Below are 17,162 nucleotides of genomic sequence, written 5' to 3' on the forward strand. Positions count from 1 at the left end.
GCCTCCGAGACTTTAGGCAGCTCCCACGGGGCGAGCCTCGAAGAACAGGGGGCCCATCGGGCACAAACGCGGGCAGGACCAGTGCCTGCCCGATTCGCCGGGCCAGCGTAGGGCCCCCTGTTCACTCGCCCCATGGCAGCTACCGCCCAGAGTCTCTCCGGCAGGCGACGTGCCCACGTGCGCCGCTCACTGGCGAGAAGGCCCCTCATGCCGCACCGCCGCTACGGTCAGCGAGCTCTTCCAGAAGCCCGGCAAGGAGCTCAGAAGCTTCCGGCCGGCCAGCCAGCCGCACAACCCCGCGTCCGTCCCCGTCCGTCGAGGCGACCGCCCGCACGGCGGACAGCTCGATGCCCACCCCGAGGAGCGCTCGGTTCAACCGGTCGGCAGCCTCACGCGCCGTGCGCCAGCCCGATACGTAGTCGACTCCCGGCACCCACAGTCCGCAGTAGTCGTCCCCTGCAACGTCATCAAGACCGTCGCTCAGCCAGCTCTCACCCGAGCCAGTCACCTTGCCCACCTCTGTCCCGATCCAGGTAACGAGTCGTCACATCTCTTTGGACCAGGGCAAGCACGCAGCGCGGCGGCCCCGGTACCATCAGGCACCGGGAACCGCCGCGTTCCCAGCCGGGCCACCCTTCGCTTTCCAGGGCTGATGGGGTGGCCCGGTCTCGGTTTGTGGTTGTCAGGCGCGGCCCTCCGGCCGGGAGGGGAGCTCCCGGAAGTCCGGAGGAGCCGCGCCCTGGCCGGAGGGGTCAAGCTCCGGCCGGTTACCAGGCCGCCGCCCGCTCCCGATCGCGAAGGAGCGAAACCAGGGCAGCGGCCCGGAGATCATCAGTGCGGTACGGGCGCTTCTTCGCCGTTCAGATCGAAGCGGGCCCAGACCGTCTTCCCGCCGCGTTCCTCCGGCGTCCACCAGACCGCCGCCGCCAGGCGCTGAGCGATCAGCAGTCCCCGACCGCTGTCAGGCAGCACCGCTTCAGGCAGCTCTCCGAGCAGTCCCGAGGAGAACACCTCTCCCACCGGAAGCAGCGGAGGGGTCGAGTCCTCATCGGCGACACCGATGAACAGCCACTTCGGCCACAGCTTGAAGATCAGGTCAATGCGCCGACAGCCACCGGGAGTGGACAGGTGCCGGTCCGGTACGGCGTGATTCACCACGTTGCCGACCAGCTCCGAGACAACCAACCGAGCATCGTCCACCACCGCACAGGCGCCCGCGCCCCGGAGGAACACGGCCGTCATGTATCGCGCGACGCGCGCCGTGTCGCTGAACTCGGCGAACAACGTCAACGACAGGAAGTGCCCGTCCGAGTACGGCTCCGGCGACGCGAACCAGTGCGCATACGCGTCCAGCTCACCCGCCAGCCGTTCGGTCTTCCCCGCATCCATCACTTCCCCTTCCGAGACCCCGCGGCCCTCAAGGCACCGCTTGCTTCACGCACGCCAGTACACGGCGAAGCAGGCGTGACCGGGAACGTTCACCAGGGGGTTCACGTGAACACCGGCAAAGGCCAAGGGGGTTCACCAATGAACCCCCGAGGCTGATACTGCTGTGACACGATGAACACTCGCCGTCATTCTCGGGTTGGCAGGGGAGCATGAGCCGAGAGCCGAACGCGCAGTTGATTGCCGTCATGGAGCAGGCCAAGGTCTCGAACAAGGGCCTTGCGAAGCGCATGAAGGACACCGCCGCCGCACGCGGTATCAACCTGGGAACGACGCACGTATCCGTACAGCGATGGCGGGACGGCACAGGCATCCAGCCCCAGGCCGCAGCGATCATGGCGAACGTACTGAGCACCAAACTCGGCCGCCGCATCACGCCCGGCGATCTCGGCTTCTTCGACCACGCGCAGCCCGCCGCCCCTCAGCCGGTCGGCTACCCGAGCACTGTTCCCGAAGTGCTCTCCACGCTGGGCAGCCTTGCAGACGAGAACGTGGGGACACCCGTCGACGACCGGCTGATCGTTGCGGACGGTGACCTCAGCTCCGCTGTCCTCTCATGGATGATCGCGCGCCCTGACGGCATCCAGGCCGACCGTCCCGGACGCCAACGGGTCGGCATGCGCGACGTACGCGCGATCAGAGACGCCGCCAGCATGTTCATGCAACTCGACTTCAAGTACGGCGGAGGCCACGGCCACAAGGCGTTACGCCACTACTTCCGCCACGAAGTGCTGCCGCTGTTGGACGTCAGTTACAGCGAGAAGGTGGGCACCGCATTATTCGGCGCCGCCGCCGAGGTCTCCCAGCTCCTCGCGTGGACCGCGTACGACACCGGGAATCACCGACTCGCCCACCGCTACCTGTCGTCCACGCTCCGCCTTACCCAGGTCATCGACGACCGCATGTTCGGCGCCCGCATCCTCGGCAACCTCAGCCACCAAGCGAACTACCTCGGCAACCACGCCCAAGCCGTCCAACTCGCCCGCGCCGCCGTCGAGGGCGCCAAGGGCCGAGCCACCCCACGCGCTATGTCCAACTACTGGGCCATGGAGGCCCGCGCCCTCTCCAACGCAGGCGAGAAGGCCGGCGCGGCCCGCGCGATGAACGAAGCGGAACGCCACTTCGAGCACGCCGACAGCGCAGACGACCCGGCATGGCTGAACTACTTCGACGAGGCGGAACTCACGGGCGAGTTCTGCCACTGCTTCCGCGATCTGCGGATGCGTCGCGAAGCCGTCGAGCAGGCACAGCGCGCCGTCGACAGCACCGACCCGGCATACGCCCGCACCCTCGGCTTCTGCCGCATGGTGCTCGCCCAGAGCCAGCTCATAGACGGCGAGTTGGAAGCCGCGGTCACCACCGCGAGCCTGGCCGTCGACGGCGGAGACTCCCTCCAGTCCTCCCGCTTCCAGCGCTACGTGACCGACTTCCAGGCCGAGGTGAGCACACACGCGGCCCACCCCGCCGTAGTCGCGTTCAACGAGAAGGTGAGCGAGGCAATGGCCCGTCTGGACGACGACGAGTAGCAGCTACCACGGCCGCCAGTCCCGAGGCGCATCATCGTTACGCAACGCCGAGATGCGCCGGCGGTACTCGGCAGCTGTCCCCTCGTCCTCCCGCACGTTCTGCATGAGCCACGTCGTCATGCCGAACTCCTGAAGCCGACGCAGCGTGTCGTAGCCGGGCCAGTCATACAGGTCCCGCCCATACGCCCGCACGAAGTCGGCGTACTGCTCGCCCGTCTGCCACCCAAGGCTGTGATGCTCCGTTGCCGTGACCATCAGGTCCCATTCCGGGCGATCGAAGCAGAACGCCTCGAAGTCGATCAAAATGACTTGCCCTTGATCGTCCACCATGAGGTTCTGCACGTGAGCATCACCGTGGACAGGCCCCTTGGGAGTCTCGAAGCTCAGCTCTTCGAACTGATCACGCAACTCACGCCAGCGCTTCCGCAGGAAGACCCGGTCATCCTCCGGAATCGGAGCCCGGTCGATCCGCAAGTCTTGCTTGCCGAAGGGATCAAACGAGGGAAACTCCACCCCGGCCGGCAACGTCATCGAGTGGAGCTCTCGAAGAATGCCGCCCAACTCCCCATAGGTTGCCTTACGGTCACTTTCACGGATGAGATGCCAGAAGGTCACCGGGTGTCCGTCGATCAAGAGCGGCTGTTCGAGATCGTCGAGGATGCGCGCCCCGGGGAAGCCCTCACCCGCCAACCACTGTGACACGGCCACCTCGGTACGCGCCTTGGGTAGCCACTCCTCGCCCCGAGCCACCCGTACGACCACGGGCACCGATGCCAGACGAAACAGAGCGTTCTCCCCGAACCGGATCAGCTCCGCGCCCCCGTCATTCAGCCCCGCCGACCGGCACGCGCCAACCATCACCCGCGTAGCCCTCGCCGACGTGAACCCCTCTTGCGTTCGAGCAGCATCAGCCGCCATGTCCGTACCAGCTCCCCTAGTCGCGCGATCCCCTGCGCACGCTTCGGGTGACCAACCCTGCGTGCGCCAGACACGACTACGACCGTACCCGGGACAACCCGCGTACACGAGAGTGACCTGAGCTATAGGTTATTCAGATCCGAGGAATTTCTCATGGGATTCGTATATATTGTCTTTCGAAATGCTGTTCTTGTGGCCGCAGTCTGTGCACTTCCAGGTATATTTGTTGTCGTCGAAGCCGGACTGATTATTCAGGTGCTCGTGGCACCGGTCGCAGAACCAATCGACTTCCGGGAATCTTCCGCTCACTGCTGTATCTCCTTCTGGTTGGTAACCTTCACCTACCCCATAGAGGACGTTCTCTTGGCTGCGTCGAGGTTAGTGTTCCCAATCAGCAACGATTGGCGGAAACAGTACATCATGCCAGGGGCGCACCCATTCCTGAAGGTACCGTACGTCGCTGGAAGAAGGCACCGGCAGCGCTTCCTCCAAGCGTACGAGTGAAGGCATGACAGCGGCGTCTCCGATGAGCAGTGCCTCACCCGAGGAAAGCATAGGAAGCGACTGCGTTAACGGCCCGAGAGAGTCAGGAATTAGTCGCTTCACATAGTTCTGATCCTCAGGGTTCGTCAACCGCATTGCAAGGAAATTGCTGCATTGGGAGAAGATTGTCTCGGAGATCTCTGATGGCCTTTGGCTGACAATCGCAGCCGTGATGCCGTACTTGCGGCCCTCTTTAGCGATCCGCTCGATCGCCTTGCGGGCGGCGTTAAATTTCGCCGGCCCACCCTTCGGGACGTACTTGTGTGCCTCCTCGTACACCACCAAAAGCGGGGTATCCGTTCGCATTTCGGGATGCGTCTTCTTGTAGTAATACGCATAGTCAAAGAGAAGCCGAGAAATGAGTGAAACGGTGATACTCAAGACCTCAAACGGGACGCCACTGAGGTCGATCACGGTGACATTGGATGTGGATTCAGTTGTGTAACCAGTGAACTGCCTCAGAGTCTCCTCAAGAGTTGTTTCTTTCGCTCGCTGTCCCATCAAGAAGTCAAGCCTGCGGTCGTTGAAGCGATTCTCCAGACGGGTGAGGAAATTATCCAGCTTCCCGTGCAATTGCCCTTGCTTCGGGCCGCGGGCCCCGTCGATCATCTCCTCATTCTTGTCGCGGACTGCCGTCAATACATCCTCGAAATCGAACCGAAGAGGCGAATCGTAGTGGATGCGCTCCCTTAGTTTCTCTTCGCCATCAAAATGCGCTCGCCGGCTGTCGGTTACAGCGCGCTTCAAGACGGCGACTTGGTTATGCGACTGCTCCTCACTACTCTCGATCAAAAGATCCTGAAGTTCTTCGGAATCTAGCAACCAGAAGGGTAGCGTGAGCTGATGAACATTTAGAAAGTTCGCATCGGGAAAAGCGGTCCGATATTCACAGTGAATGTCGAAAATAATGATATGGGTATTGTTGAGCTGGTAGTCCCCATGCTGGGAATCTCTCATGCCAGTCGCGGTTTGGATGATCCTAGCCATTGCATGCGACTTTCCAGATCCAGTGGAACCAACAATCGCGAGGTGTCGGTTAAAGAACTTGTCCCCGTCAACCGGGACATCTACGTGACGCTCGTGCGCTAGCCGAGCAAACAGGAATTTCTTTTCTTCCGGAACGGTGTCGTACACCTTTTGGACCTCGCTGCGCGTCGCCACTTCAACCGATTTAGGAGGAATAGCGATACTTCCTCCACCCCGCTCGAAGTTGCCGTCTGTGTCGAGAAATCCGAGAGGCAAGGCTTCCAGAATGTACACCCGCTGGTAATCCGAAGGGCCCGATCCATTCCCTGAAGCAATGGGCTTTAGTTCGATCGAGAAGTTTTCAATGATGGCAATGATGGAACAATCAGCACTATCAAATACTCGCAAATAAGAGCCGACCTTGAGGGGATCTCCCTCGGAAAGCTCCTTGATATCAGTGACAGCGATTTTAATGCGGTCGGGGTAAACCCCTACAACCTCAGCGCTTGACACCGCTACCCCCACTCTTGAAGACTTCACGCAGATCAGAAGGTGACTGGACGATCACATGCCGCACCCTGGCATCAGGGAATAGATTCCCTGTTGGTTCAGTGAGGTAGAAGTCATGCACTTCGTTCATTTTCACATGGCCGACCAGTTGCGCCAGAACTAAGGGATCGACCAGCTTGATTCCGTGGCCAGGAAGGCGCGGGGAGACAAGACTTTGGACGCTAAACTCTGCACCACCATAGTCAAACCCGTCATGGAAGTGCACTCTTTGCTGCCAAAGAGCATGCTTAATCGAGAGCAATCCAATTGGGCCGCGGAAACATACATATGGTGCCGGCGACTCGCCGGCGAAGTATCGACGCTGGAGACATACTGCTACGTCGACTAGGTCCAGCGGGTGAGTCTGATCGTCGCATTCAACGAGGATAAGTCGTTCTCGAGGTGGCACATGTGCGGTGACGCTCTTGTACTCCTCGCGAATCAACCTCAAATACTTTTCGTGGCCACAAACCTGAGCGTAACTGGCCTCGAAGACGGCCGTGCGAGCCTGGTGTACTAGATCTCTCAGGTCGCGAAGAGTGATGCTCCGCTCTCCTAGTGGTCGCTTCAGGATGACATCACGCAGGTATCCATGGATTACCGCATGCCAACAAAGGGCTTCCGCTTCACTCCGTGCCCGAAGCGTTCGCTTCAGATGATCAAGGACTGAACTGAATTGTGACACGAAGTCCGGTGCAAAAATCACCTCGAAAGATTTCGTGAACCAATCTTTGATGTCATTACTGTAGTCGTCAGAAAATTTCCCGAGTGCGGTTTCTAACTCTTCCCTGTTGATTCGCAATGTCTCGCCAGGGATCCGATCGGGGAAATGTCCATAGAGCGCGAATCTGAGTGTACTGTCAGTGGCGAACTGGCTCATCATTTGTCGCACCGCTGGCGCGATCCGTGAAAGGCTATAAGAGGTGCTTCTGTGTTTGACCTGGATATGAAAGGTGCGAACGCCAATATCCTGTGCACCCTCGATCTCGACGGCTACACCAGGGTTCGTCAGGACTTGCAGCAATGATGCATCGAACTGAAAAGCGAAGCCCTTGATGGCGTGGTGTCCCCCATCAGAGGACCATGTTTTGCCGCCCAGCGCCGTACACCCCTCCCAGCATCCCGGCATAGTCCCGGGGCGGGTGAAGCAATGTGGGCCACCGCGACGTATGTTGCCAACCATCTGACATGGTACGCGTGGTGACAGACCGGTGCTGTCGTTTTGATGACTCAAGGCTTCGAGTGAGGGGAAGGCGCGACATCGCGTTGATCAAACCCCGCTACCACCCGGGTACAAGGTCTGTGAACGCGCCTTGACATGGATCAAGCCGTCCTTCCTGTGGATGATGTACCGCTGCGGCTGGGGCACGAAGAAGGACCAGGAGACCGTGCTGGCCGTGGAGATCGGCCGGGAGGGGTTGGTGTGGGCGTTGCGGAACTCGTGTCTTTCGCACTACGTCCCCGGCCTGCACGGTGACGCGGCGGCCTGGAAGCGGCGGTTGCGGGAGGCGCCCGCGCGGGTGCAGTGGGACCCGGAGCGGGATCTGTGGCTCCGTCCGCTGCCGTACCGCTCGCTCCAGCTGGGGCTCGCGGGGGAGGCGGCCGCGCGGTACGCCGACGAGTGGATCGTGGGCATCGAGGACGTGACGCGGCTCGCCACCGAGATCCGTGCGCTGGTGCGCGCGGGGGAGCCGGAGCGGGCGGCCGGGATGCTGCCCGGGGAGCGTCCTCTCCGTCTTGACGGGGAACTGCTCGCGCATCTGCGAGCCTGAGACCTTCGTCCCGCGTTCTCGCCAGGAGGTAGTCATGAAGCGTCTGGTCACGGTGGTCACCGGTGGAAGCCGGGGGATCGGGGCCGCGACCTGTCTGCGGCTCGCGGCGGAGGGGCACGACGTGGTGGTGAACTACGTCCGCGACGCCGCTGCCGCCGAGTCGGTGGCGGAGGGGGTGCGGGCTGCCGGGGCTCGAGCCGTGACCGTGCGCGCGGACACGGCCGTCGAGGCGGACGCCGAGCGGCTCTTCGAGGTGGCGGAGCGGGAGCTCGGTCCGGTGACCGGGCTGGTGAACAACGCGGCGGTGACCGGGCCGCTGGGGCGGTTCACCGAGGCCGACACCGGTACCCTGCGGCGGGTCGTCGACGTCAACCTCATGGGGACGCTGCTGTGTTCGCGGCGGGCGGCCCAGCTGATGGTGCCCCGGGGCGAGGGGGTCATCGTGAACATCTCGTCGGGCGCCGCCACGCTGGGCAGTCCGAACGAGTACGTGCACTACGCGGCGACCAAGGCCGCCGTCGACGCCCTCACCCTCGGCCTGGCCAAGGAGCTCGGTCCGGACGGCATCCGGGTCAACGCGGTCGCCCCGGGCGTGATCGACACGGAGATGCACGCCGCCATGGGTGCCCCGGACCGTGCCCGGCAGGTCGCCGGGGCGATCCCGTTGCGGCGCGCCGGACAGGCCGAGGAGATCGCGGCGGCCGTGGCGTGGCTGATGTCGCCGGACGCCTCGTACACCACGGGAACGGTACTGCGGGTGGCGGGCGGACGCTGAGGGCACCGGGTGCGCGGGGCACGGGCGGGCACCGAGGCGTACCGGAGGCACGAGGGCGGGCGGACGCCGGGACGTGTCGGGACCGCGGGGGCGTTCAGACCGCTTCGGCGACCCGGCTGCGGATCGCCGCGGCCCACTCGACCACCAGCAACTCGTACTCCGCGCGTTCCTGGGCGGACAGGGAGCCGCCCGCGCGCAGCCACAGGGCGCGGATCTGCTCGTTGACCTCGGCGGCGGACCGCGCGGAACCAGGGGTCGTTAAATCGGGGGACATGCGGACAAGCCTAGGGCCACGGACTGACAGTGCGCTACCGGACGGCTACCCGACCCGTATGTGTTCGGTCACGTGCCCCGGTCACCTCCCCGCCGCACGGTCTCAGCCGGCCGACTCCGCCGCGTGCGGGCTGAGGGTGCCCATGGAGACCAGAATGATGATCATGATCCCGAGCGCGATGCGGTACCAGACGAACGGCATGAAGCTCTTCGTCGAGATGAACTTCATGAACCAGTTCAAGCGTCGAGGTCCTGAGCGGCTTTGACCTGCTGTTTCCACCACTCTTCAAGATCGAATGGGAGAGCAGTGGGAGATGGCACCTTCCAGTGCTCTCCCTCGCTGGCCACGAAGCGCAGCCACCTGGTTTGCAGCGAATCGGCAATCTCCTGCTCCATGGTCAGGGTAACGTGCGAGTAGAGACCTTCCACGCCAGCGACCTCGTGGCCCATGCGGGTCTCCACGGCGATGCGACTGTGTCGATCTTCGTCCAACCACTCCTTGCCGCCGTGACGAAGCAGGTACAGCCGCTTCCCGGCGTATGCGGTCGCAGGGACCTCCGGAAGGGGACGGCGGGAGGTGACCAGCTGGGGCTGGCCCAGGCGAACCCTCTCGAACTCCTCGGAGGCTGGTCGACCGCGCGAGACCGGCTGCCAGTAGGAGTAGCTGAAGTTTGCGTTGGCCAGCAGCCCGCCACCAATGGCCGGGAACAGGTACTCGTTGTCATGGGTGGCGAGGAGCGCAGTGTGCAGCTCCGCGAGGAATCCGGGGAGAGAGAGATTTCGATGGGATTCGTACTTTGGCGGGAAGAGCTTCACCGGTCCCTTGCCGAACTCGCGTTGGAACTGCCACTGGACGCGCAGCACGGGCAGTGCCGTTGGCCCGTAGCGCTCCAGGGCTTCTTTCCGCCGTTCAAGGTCGGGGTCTGAGGTCGGCCAGTTCGGGTGGCAGAACTCGCGGCGCAGAGCGTAGAGCTCGGCAGGCCGCATGACCGTGAACGGCATCGTCAGGAAGAAGACGTAGCCGGCGAAACCCCAGAAGGTAAGTGCATTGAGGGCAAGTTGGTGCACCTCCTTTATCTGCATGTCCTGCTTCTTCTCCCGGGGCTTCTTCGTGTACTTGCCGCGTCGGGACTTCTTCTTCACCGGTGATTCGGCCCGTAGGCTGTCATCGACCGCATCGTCCATGATCATGCTGAACACGAGCCGGATCTCTCTGGCGTACGCGTCACCGACACCGGGCTGGGCGTCTAGATGGAGACTCCACACGCGGTAGTCGGAGGCCTTGATGTCGCCCACGGAGGTCTCGCCCCAGTAGGGCACGATGTGGTTGCGCAGGATGCCGTCGATCGTTCGCCATCGCAGGTGCCCAACGTCCTGCGTCTTGAGCCACTTGGGGCAGTAGGTGGACATGAGGATGCTTCCGTCGCGGCGGCTTACGTAGCGCGCGTTGCGAACGTCGGATTCCCGATCCAGTCCGTACGCGTAGGCGACATCCTCGTCGGTGAAGCCACCCTGGCTGTCGTACTCGGGCTTCCCGTTCGGCTTGATGCGGCCGGTCTTCCAGCGGACGCGGCAGAAGTTGCCGCGCCACTCGGTGTAGGGCATCAGGTGTCTCTCTTTCTGGGCGGTAGGGGCAGAGTTCGGGCAGTTGAATGAGGCAGATGTGTCGCGGGGTGTGGGACTGCGGGGATCATGCATGCACCCCTTGGGTGTGGCCCGGAGCCTGGCGTGGAACGGCCGGGATACACCCCACGACTCGGACCGTCCGCAACGGACACATCATCACTTGGTGAGTTACGGAAGCCGCGTTGGGGTGACGCGCAGGTTGCCGGGCATGGGAAAACCCGCCCTGGTCCGGGAGTTTTCTCACGTCAGGGCGGGTTCGGCGGAGCGAGCCGACCTATGCGCTCCTTCGTCTGGGAGAAGCAAGTGGGGGTGAGGCTGCCGGTCGTGGCATACCCTCAGGGATTGCCTCACACGGCGGGCTTGAGTCGGACGGTGGCCGGCGTAGCCGGGTCGCTGCCAGCAGACTTACGTGGAGTGGCCTTGCGGCGGCGGGCCTTGGCCAGCTCCGACGGCCGGGTCATCTTGTGATGAATCTCCCGGATTTCGCGGCAGTCCTGGAGGCTGAACCGCAGAAATTTGCCGAAGCGGTGGTGAGGGAAGCCGCGCTGGTTGGCCCCATCTCGTAGCCACCTCTCGCCGCAGCCGATGACGCGGGCCGCCTCCCCTGGGTCGAGCGTCACCTCGCCCTGCTCAAGGGCCCGCATGGCCGCATCGATCATGGCCTTGCGCTCGGCGCCGGTGCGGTTCGTTTCGGGGCTAGTCATGGCACCTCTTCCGTTTGGGCTGTTGGGGTGCTGCGTCAGCTGGGAGGCACCCGGGCATGAAGCGAGCGCAGGAACTCGTACGAACTTGTAGACGGCTGCTCCTCACGTGTCAGCGCGGAGCGCACCTTAAGCTGCGGCACTGCCGACGCTGTGCTGCAGCGATGATGTCGAGTCAGTTCCCGGTGTGTGTCAAGTCCTCATGGGTGGTGCTCCGGTTCGCCTATCAAGGATCACCCTGAAAGCCTAACGACTGGCCTATCGACTCGTCAATCAGATCCTCTGCCCTTCGGGACGAGTCGCTACTCACTCGCTCAGTCGATCGCTATTGACCTCCTGTTGAATCCCTCGGCTCCTGAATCTCTGCAGCTCGCCATGCATGTGAGTCTCGGTCGCATGCTGGTGGGCACGGCGCGCCGTGGAGTGACCTTTGGGGTCTATGTGATCGCGCCCTGTTGCGGGGGTTCGCCGAGGGGCTTTGCGGGGGCGCGGGGGGAGTGGCGGGCGATGTCCTGGTGCACGGTGTGGCGACTGACACGGGCCGGCCGCCCACCGGACGTCTGACCCGCCCGGGCCTCCGTAGGTGCGCGTCAGCCGACGGCGGCGATCCGTTCGCGAGAACTTGAAGATCGACGTTGCTGCTGGCCGTCCCCTGGACTGCCTCGTCATCTACACCAAGTCCACGACGACCTGCCGGCATCGAGTACCCCGGCGGCACCACCGGCGCCGCTCCGGTCCAGAACGCCGGGCCTACGGCCGGGACTTTGTGTGGAACGGGGCGCCGAAGGTCGACGAGGCGCGTGGTCACGGTCTGGACGTGGGCCGACCCTCACTGCGGTCGGCGTGCCAGCTCACCGGTCACAGTCGGCGAACCGGACAGGAACTGCGCGGATCCGGACGGGCCGGCCAGAGCTTCACGCCACGGCGGTGGAGATGCCATAGCGTCCACGTCATGGCGAGGACATTGCGGCTGGCTGTCGCGCAGAGCATTGTGTCGGAGGATCCTACCGACCGAGGCACGCTGCGAGCGGCCGGGGAGGAGATCCGGGCCCTGATGGCTGAGGCCGTCGGCGCGGGCGCGCGCCTGGTGCAGTTCCCTGAGGGGGCGATCACCTACCCGAGCAAGCACGTGATGGCGGCCGCCCCGGACGGCGGCTTGACCCCGGCCGACTGGAGCCGTGCCGCTTGGGACGTCCTGCGCGAAGAGGCCGAGTCGATCGCTGCGCTGGCGGGGGAACTGCGGCTGTGGACGGCGTTCGGGTCGATCCACCCGCTCACACCCCCGAACCGGCCCCACAACAGCCTGTTCATCGTCTCAGACCGTGGCGAGCTGGTCGCGCGATATGACAAGCGCTTCCTGTCGCACACCGAGGTCTCCTACCTGTACACCCCGGGGCGTGAATCCGTGGTCTTTGAGGTGGACGGCATTCGCATCGGCTGTGCGCTGTGCGTCGAGGCGAACTTCCCGCCGCTCTTCGCCGAATACGAACGCTTGGACGTCGACTGCGTCCTGCTCTCCGTGATGGTCGACGACGCGCCGCGGGCGCGGGTCGCCCAGGCCTACGGAACGCTCTACAACTACTGGCTCGGCTACTCCATCCCAGCCCAGTACAGCGCCACGGTGCCGTCCGGGATCGTGGCACCCGGCGGCCGGTGGTTGGCGCAATGCCCCGCCGACGGGCAACCCGCTCTCGCGGTCGCGGACATCGACCTCGACTCGACCGACCCGGACATCGACGTGGCCCTCCGTTACGCCCGGCCCTGGCGCCGTTCGGCACAGAACGGGCTCTACGACGAACATCTGGTAACCGGGGACCCACGAAGCGACACCCGCATGGCCTTCTGACACCGCCCCGCCCACCTGCCAGTCATACCGCGTACAGAATCAGGGCCTCGTCACATGAGGGTCCGCTTGAACACCGCGACCGTCTCCAGGGGACGCGTGAGTTCTGCTGAAGCGGCTCTGGGCGGTGGCGCTCGCCCGTAGCGTGAGGCGGCATGACTGTGCTGATCATCGGCGGCAGCGGCTTCCTGGGGGCCGAGCTAGTACGCCAGGCGGTATCCGCGGGCCGTCACCCGGCCGCCACGTACCATTCCCGTCCCGGCGACTACGACGGGGCGGCATGGCACCATCTCGACCTTCGCGATCCCCTCCACCTGGAGGAGGTGCTCACCACGGTGGCTCCGGACGCGGTGATCAACGTGACGAGCGGCGGAGCGGACTGGACTATCACCGCCGAAGGCGGCATCCGCCTCGCCCTGACCGCGGCCGAGCGCGGTATCCGCCTGGTACACGTCTCCAGTGACGCCGTTTTCTCCACGTGGGCCGCGACCGCTATGACGAGTCCTGTCTTCCGGACCCGCTCACCCCGTACGGGGCCGGCAAGGCGGCAGCCGAGACCGCAGTACGCCTCCTGTGCCCCGACGCGGCCGTCGCCCGCACCTCCCTGATCATCGGCAACGGCCACTCCGAGCACGAGCAGCTGGTGCACGCGCTGGCCGACGGCACCCGGCGGGGTGCCTTGTTCACCGACGACATCCGCTGCCCCGTCCACGTGACGGACCTGGCCGCCGCCCTGTGGGAGATCACCCGCTCCGACGCTGCCGGCGTCTTCCACCTCGCCGGCCCGGACGCCCTGAGCCGTCACGAGCTGGGCACCCTCATTGCGCAGCGGGATGGCCTTGACGCATCGCTGCTTCCGGCCGGTCGACGTGCCGACAGCGGCCTCCCCGGCGGACTTTGCGTTCAGCTCGACAGCCGCGCCACCCAAAAGCGCCTGGCCATCCGCCTTCGCGGAGCCCGGGAGTTCCTCAGGCGTCAAAACCCCGACCGCTGACTCCGACCGCTCAGGGCCGGCGGGCCGGAGCCGAGCGTGATGGACGGTAGTTGGACGACCTTGCGAACGCGCCCAGGAACAGCACGCCGTGCGCGGCGACGGCCCGGGCGGGGTTGCCGTCCCCACGGCTCGGGCGACGGAGCGCGGCGGGTGGCGGCAGCCACCTTGGGCGGTGAGTCAGGGGGAGTCCCCGGGGCCCCAAGCGAGCGCGTGATCATCCGGGCAGCCGACCTCGACCCGCAGGACGCGTAGCTCGACACCAGTGGCCTGGGCGGTTTCTCCGGACGCGCTCCTTCCGGGCCGACCGGTGGATCAGGTTCGGCCTTCGGCCCTCCGCAGTGGGTTAGGACCTTCGCATTCAGGCGAGAACGCCGCTGCGCTCGGCAAGGCCGCGTAGCTCGGTCGATGTGGGCCCGAAGACCAGCAGGCCCGCGATCAGCGATTTCGTCGCTGGGCGGGCATGGGTCTCCTCGGGAGCGCATCGTTCCGCCGCCAGGAGGGTTCGGACGCAGTCGCTGCGGCGGCCGAGACGGTCGTAGGTGACGGCGATGTCGCCGAGGGCGCGAGAGCGACGTTCGACGCTGGGCAGCGCCTTCAGCGAGATCTTGCGGGCAGCATCAAGCGCGGCCAGAGGATCACCCGCATGGTTTTCGGCGCTGATCCGGTGGAGCTGCACGGTGAGGGGGCTGAAGCCCCCGCCGTGGTCGCGAAGCATGGTGCGGCCGCCGAGTTCCGTGGCGATCGCGGCGGCCTCGTCCGTGAGCTCACGCATCCCGTCCCGGTCGCCCCGCCTGGCCAGGGTGTAGGACGCGCTCTGGACGAGGAGCCCTCGTAGGGCCGTTCCCGCGCGTCCGGCACTGCGCAGGTCCGGGTGGTCGGCGGCGGTCAGGGCGATCGACAGGGCTTCCTGATGCCATCCAGCTTTTCGAGCGAGCACGGCCAATTGCTGGGCAGACTCGGCAACAGCGAGGGGTGCGCCGCCTGCTTCGGCGAGCTGGCGGGCGCGGTCGGCGGCCATCCAGCCGAGCTGCTGCTCGTCCAACTTGACGAGCATGCGGGTCGCCAGCAGGTAGCTCTTGGCCAGGAGCACGTAGTCCCCGGCCTCACGGGCGCTGGCGGTGAGCGCATGTCCGGAGCGGATGAGGCGTGGCAGGCGCACCGCGAGGCTGGCGTAGCGGCAGGCGTCGAAGTCGGCGAGGGCGCGGGTGAAGTCCGTCGCTAGTGTCTCGGCCGGCGGCGTCACAGGGGGCTGCCCTAGGCCGAGCATGGCATCACGCAGACGGGCGACGAGCAGCTCTCCGAGCAGGGCCTCGCTTGCCTGGGCTGTTCTGTTCCCGAGGAGTGGGGAGCCGGCGGCTGCCGCGGCCGTGGCAGAAAAGCCCGCGATCAACTTCCTTCGCCGCAACGGACCTTCACCGTCCTCCTGTCCTGGACTGCCGAGCCTATGGGTCGGCATCCAGGGGAAGGCCGCAGATGCTCCGATCGGCTGACCGTGTCGTATCTCCGGGCGAGGTGCGGGCGGAGCGAGGCCGAACGCCTGGCGCGGGAGTTCGAGGGCGTCGGCGAATCGCTGGCGCCCTGGGTAGCGGTCGAGGCGGCTGTTGAAGGGAGCCGGGTTCTTCGCCCAGTTGTCCCAAATAACACGAAGCGGCGGCTACCAGGCAGTGGGGCCGGAGAGTTCGGTGACAGGTTGGCGGACGGCCCGGGGAACGCCGAGCTGCTGGCGGGCCCAGTGGACGACCGCGAGCTGGTCAACGGCCGGTGGCCCCCAGTCGAAGAGTTCCATGGCCTGTTCGGGGGTGGCCAGGATGCGGATGTAGGTGTGGCCCGTGGCTGGATCGGGCTGCGCGGGGCCGACGTTGGTGAGTGCGGCGGCGTAGCGCAGGTATCCGCGCCGTACGGAGGGGTCGGTGACGTGTCCCAGGAGCAGCGGGCAACCAATGCGGGCGGTCGCCTCCTCTTTAACTTCGCGACGCAGGGTGGCTACGGGGTCGCCCTGGTCCTGTTCCTCGGGTGTGCCGCCGGGCAGGATGGCGACTCCGGTGTGGGGTTCGAGGAGGACGAGGACGCGTCCGTCCGGCGCGAAGCACCAGGCCCATACCTGGGTGACGGCGAGGTCGTGCGGGGCTGGCCCATGGTGCCAGGGGTAGTGGTAGGTGGGGCGGGCGGTCTGCAGTACGGCAGCGCGGTCGAGAATGCTCGGGGCGAGCGGGAGACCGTTCTCCAGGATCACCGTCCCGCCAGCGTCGATCCGGGCGCGCAGCGCGGACAGGGCGCGGCGGGCGTCGGCCGGGGAGAGCAGATCGGGCAGTCGCGCGGGCTCGACGAATTCGATCCCGGTGATCTCACTTGGCGGCAACCGGATTTCGCCGATGCGGTCGTCGTCCCAGGTGCCACCGTCGAAGACGTGCAGAATCTCGCCGGGAAACCGCATGGCGGCGGGTGCGTCGGTGCTGTCGGCGGCGATCCAGTCGATGGCGAGACAGCGGTCGACGGTGGCGGTGACTCCGAGCTCCTCGACCAGTTCACGGGCTGCTGCGCGGGCGGGGGACTCGTTCTTGTCGACGGCGCCGCCGGCCAGGAGGCAGGTGTCGCGATAGTCGACGTGCTGGACCAGGACCTGGCCGAAGGGGTTGGTGATCAGCACAGACGTGCCGACCCACAGGGCGGCCGACGCGCGCAGCGCGCCATACGCCTCGTCGGTCATGGTGGTGCCGGGCAGCTCGCCGGGAACGGATGTGGTCGTCATTGCTCTCCAAGTCAGCATGGGCCGGTCCGGCCCAGGGAAGAGTTAGGCGGTTGACCGCCGTCAGGCAGTGAGTCTTTGTCAGTAACGGATCATTACGTTGCGTGACTAATCAGATGGTGCGGTCGTACTCGAGCTGGAGCAGGACGAGGGCTGCGGCGGCGATCTTCGTGATGCGGCTGGGGTCGAGGCTGACCCGGCGTAGTGCCTTGAAGGTGGTCTTGAGCAGGGAGTTGGCGCGCTCGCAGACGCCGTGGACGCCGCGGATGACCTTGTTGTAGGTCTGCTGGGCCTCGGTCAGCTCGCCTCCGGCGGGCTTCTTGTGCGGGTGGCGAAAACCGTCGCCGGCGTTCTCGTAGCCGAGGTCGACGAGGGTCGGCATGTCCAGCTCGGCAGCGATCCGGTTGAGGGCATCGATCAGGCCGTGGTGGCGGGCGCAGGTGGTGTCGTGCTCGCGGCCCGGGCGGACCGGTGAGACCCAGAT

At 65.3% G+C, this 17,162-nt stretch carries 14 protein-coding genes and 3 pseudogenes; 5 read left to right on the forward strand and 12 right to left on the reverse strand.

From position 1 onward, the window contains the following. Nucleotides 1-205 precede the first annotated feature (205 nt). A complete protein-coding gene (locus B9S61_RS42540) occupies nt 206-517 on the reverse strand; it encodes a hypothetical protein (protein WP_078878048.1) in 312 nt (103 codons plus the stop codon). Between the two features lie 314 nt (nt 518-831). Then, nucleotides 832-1,389 carry an ATP-binding protein gene (locus tag B9S61_RS23890; RefSeq protein ID WP_103544101.1) on the reverse strand — a complete coding sequence of 186 codons (558 nt, stop codon included), beginning with the start codon at nt 1,387-1,389 and terminating at the stop codon, nt 832-834. A gap of 209 nt (nt 1,390-1,598) precedes the next feature. Between B9S61_RS23890 and B9S61_RS23895 the strand changes: the two genes are divergently transcribed. Next, nucleotides 1,599-2,972: a sporulation protein gene (locus tag B9S61_RS23895; protein ID WP_103544102.1), complete on the forward strand. Its 1,374-nt coding sequence runs from the start codon at nt 1,599-1,601 to the stop codon at nt 2,970-2,972. A 3-nt stretch (nt 2,973-2,975) separates the two neighbouring features. On the opposite strand, the gene B9S61_RS23900 is transcribed toward B9S61_RS23895, so the two are convergent. The 3 genes from B9S61_RS23900 to B9S61_RS40420 all read right to left on the reverse strand — a co-directional run bounded on the left by B9S61_RS23900 (nt 2,976) and on the right by B9S61_RS40420 (nt 7,131). Further along, the gene (locus B9S61_RS23900; protein WP_103544103.1) at nt 2,976-3,890 is read right to left on the reverse strand and encodes a phosphotransferase enzyme family protein; all 915 of its coding nucleotides are present in this window, start codon (nt 3,888-3,890) and stop codon (nt 2,976-2,978) included. A 378-nt stretch (nt 3,891-4,268) separates the two neighbouring features. Continuing rightward, nucleotides 4,269-5,912: an ATP-binding protein gene (locus B9S61_RS23910; RefSeq protein WP_219819951.1), complete on the reverse strand. Its 1,644-nt coding sequence runs from the start codon at nt 5,910-5,912 to the stop codon at nt 4,269-4,271. Continuing rightward, entirely contained in the window at nt 5,899-7,131 is a 1,233-nt protein-coding gene (locus B9S61_RS40420; protein WP_146064935.1) for a hypothetical protein, read from the reverse strand. Before B9S61_RS40420 ends, B9S61_RS23910 begins: the two co-directional genes overlap by 14 nt. A gap of 130 nt (nt 7,132-7,261) precedes the next feature. On the opposite strand from B9S61_RS40420, the pseudogene B9S61_RS23915 reads away from it, so the two are divergent. Next, nucleotides 7,262-7,720, forward strand: a pseudogene (locus tag B9S61_RS23915) (DUF4291 domain-containing protein); the annotation flags it as partial. A 34-nt stretch (nt 7,721-7,754) separates the two neighbouring features. Beyond that, a complete protein-coding gene (locus B9S61_RS23920; protein ID WP_103544104.1) occupies nt 7,755-8,495 on the forward strand; it encodes an SDR family NAD(P)-dependent oxidoreductase in 741 nt (246 codons plus the stop codon). A 94-nt stretch (nt 8,496-8,589) separates the two neighbouring features. On the opposite strand, the gene B9S61_RS23925 is transcribed toward B9S61_RS23920, so the two are convergent. The 4 genes and pseudogenes from B9S61_RS23925 to B9S61_RS23940 all read right to left on the reverse strand — a co-directional run bounded on the left by B9S61_RS23925 (nt 8,590) and on the right by B9S61_RS23940 (nt 11,098). Further along, on the reverse strand, nt 8,590-8,769 hold the full coding sequence (locus tag B9S61_RS23925; protein WP_103544105.1) for a hypothetical protein: 180 nt from the start codon (nt 8,767-8,769) through the stop codon (nt 8,590-8,592). Between the two features lie 102 nt (nt 8,770-8,871). Then, a pseudogene (locus B9S61_RS23930) lies at nt 8,872-9,003 on the reverse strand (undecaprenyl-diphosphatase); the annotation flags it as partial. A 2-nt stretch (nt 9,004-9,005) separates the two neighbouring features. Beyond that, nucleotides 9,006-10,373, reverse strand: a complete 1,368-nt coding sequence (locus tag B9S61_RS23935) for an integrase (RefSeq protein WP_103544106.1) — start codon at nt 10,371-10,373, stop codon at nt 9,006-9,008. Between the two features lie 368 nt (nt 10,374-10,741). After that, entirely contained in the window at nt 10,742-11,098 is a 357-nt protein-coding gene (locus B9S61_RS23940) for a DNA-binding protein (protein WP_103544107.1), read from the reverse strand. 1,051 nt (nt 11,099-12,149) lie between these two features. On the opposite strand from B9S61_RS23940, the gene B9S61_RS23945 reads away from it, so the two are divergent. Together B9S61_RS23945 and B9S61_RS23950 are read left to right on the forward strand one after the other, a co-directional pair. Continuing rightward, nucleotides 12,150-12,941, forward strand: a complete 792-nt coding sequence (locus B9S61_RS23945; protein ID WP_258039823.1) for a carbon-nitrogen hydrolase family protein — start codon at nt 12,150-12,152, stop codon at nt 12,939-12,941. Nucleotides 12,942-13,093: 152 nt separating this feature from the next. Next, a pseudogene (locus B9S61_RS23950) lies at nt 13,094-13,932 on the forward strand (SDR family oxidoreductase). 358 nt (nt 13,933-14,290) lie between these two features. On the opposite strand, the gene B9S61_RS23955 reads toward B9S61_RS23950, so the two are convergent. From B9S61_RS23955 to B9S61_RS23965, 3 genes are all read right to left on the reverse strand, one after another. After that, complete coding sequence (locus B9S61_RS23955) at nt 14,291-15,175, reverse strand: XRE family transcriptional regulator (RefSeq protein WP_258039824.1); 885 nt, start codon at nt 15,173-15,175, stop codon at nt 14,291-14,293. A gap of 411 nt (nt 15,176-15,586) precedes the next feature. Beyond that, the gene (locus tag B9S61_RS23960; RefSeq protein WP_103544110.1) at nt 15,587-16,681 is read right to left on the reverse strand and encodes an NUDIX hydrolase; all 1,095 of its coding nucleotides are present in this window, start codon (nt 16,679-16,681) and stop codon (nt 15,587-15,589) included. Between the two features lie 109 nt (nt 16,682-16,790). Beyond that, a partial coding sequence (locus B9S61_RS23965) for a transposase family protein (RefSeq protein WP_146064936.1) occupies nt 16,791-17,162 on the reverse strand: 372 nt, incomplete at its 5' end.

Source organism: Streptomyces sp. SM1 (assembly GCF_002910825.1).
GTDB lineage: Bacteria > Actinomycetota > Actinomycetes > Streptomycetales > Streptomycetaceae > Streptomyces > Streptomyces okerensis.

Excerpts from the sequence above, each read along its gene's own strand:
- B9S61_RS23890 (WP_103544101.1), bottom strand. The coding sequence starts at position 1,389 with ATGGATGCGGGGAAGACCGAACGGCTGGCGGGTGAGCTGGACGCGTAT.
- B9S61_RS23895 (WP_103544102.1), top strand. The coding sequence starts at position 1,599 with ATGAGCCGAGAGCCGAACGCGCAGTTGATTGCCGTCATGGAGCAGGCC.
- B9S61_RS23900 (WP_103544103.1), bottom strand. The coding sequence starts at position 3,890 with ATGGCGGCTGATGCTGCTCGAACGCAAGAGGGGTTCACGTCGGCGAGG.
- B9S61_RS40420 (WP_146064935.1), bottom strand. The coding sequence starts at position 7,131 with ATGGTTGGCAACATACGTCGCGGTGGCCCACATTGCTTCACCCGCCCC.
- B9S61_RS23920 (WP_103544104.1), top strand. The coding sequence starts at position 7,755 with ATGAAGCGTCTGGTCACGGTGGTCACCGGTGGAAGCCGGGGGATCGGG.
- B9S61_RS23925 (WP_103544105.1), bottom strand. The coding sequence starts at position 8,769 with ATGTCCCCCGATTTAACGACCCCTGGTTCCGCGCGGTCCGCCGCCGAG.
- B9S61_RS23935 (WP_103544106.1), bottom strand. The coding sequence starts at position 10,373 with ATGCCCTACACCGAGTGGCGCGGCAACTTCTGCCGCGTCCGCTGGAAG.
- B9S61_RS23940 (WP_103544107.1), bottom strand. The coding sequence starts at position 11,098 with ATGACTAGCCCCGAAACGAACCGCACCGGCGCCGAGCGCAAGGCCATG.
- B9S61_RS23945 (WP_258039823.1), top strand. The coding sequence starts at position 12,150 with ATGGCTGAGGCCGTCGGCGCGGGCGCGCGCCTGGTGCAGTTCCCTGAG.
- B9S61_RS23960 (WP_103544110.1), bottom strand. The coding sequence starts at position 16,681 with ATGACGACCACATCCGTTCCCGGCGAGCTGCCCGGCACCACCATGACC.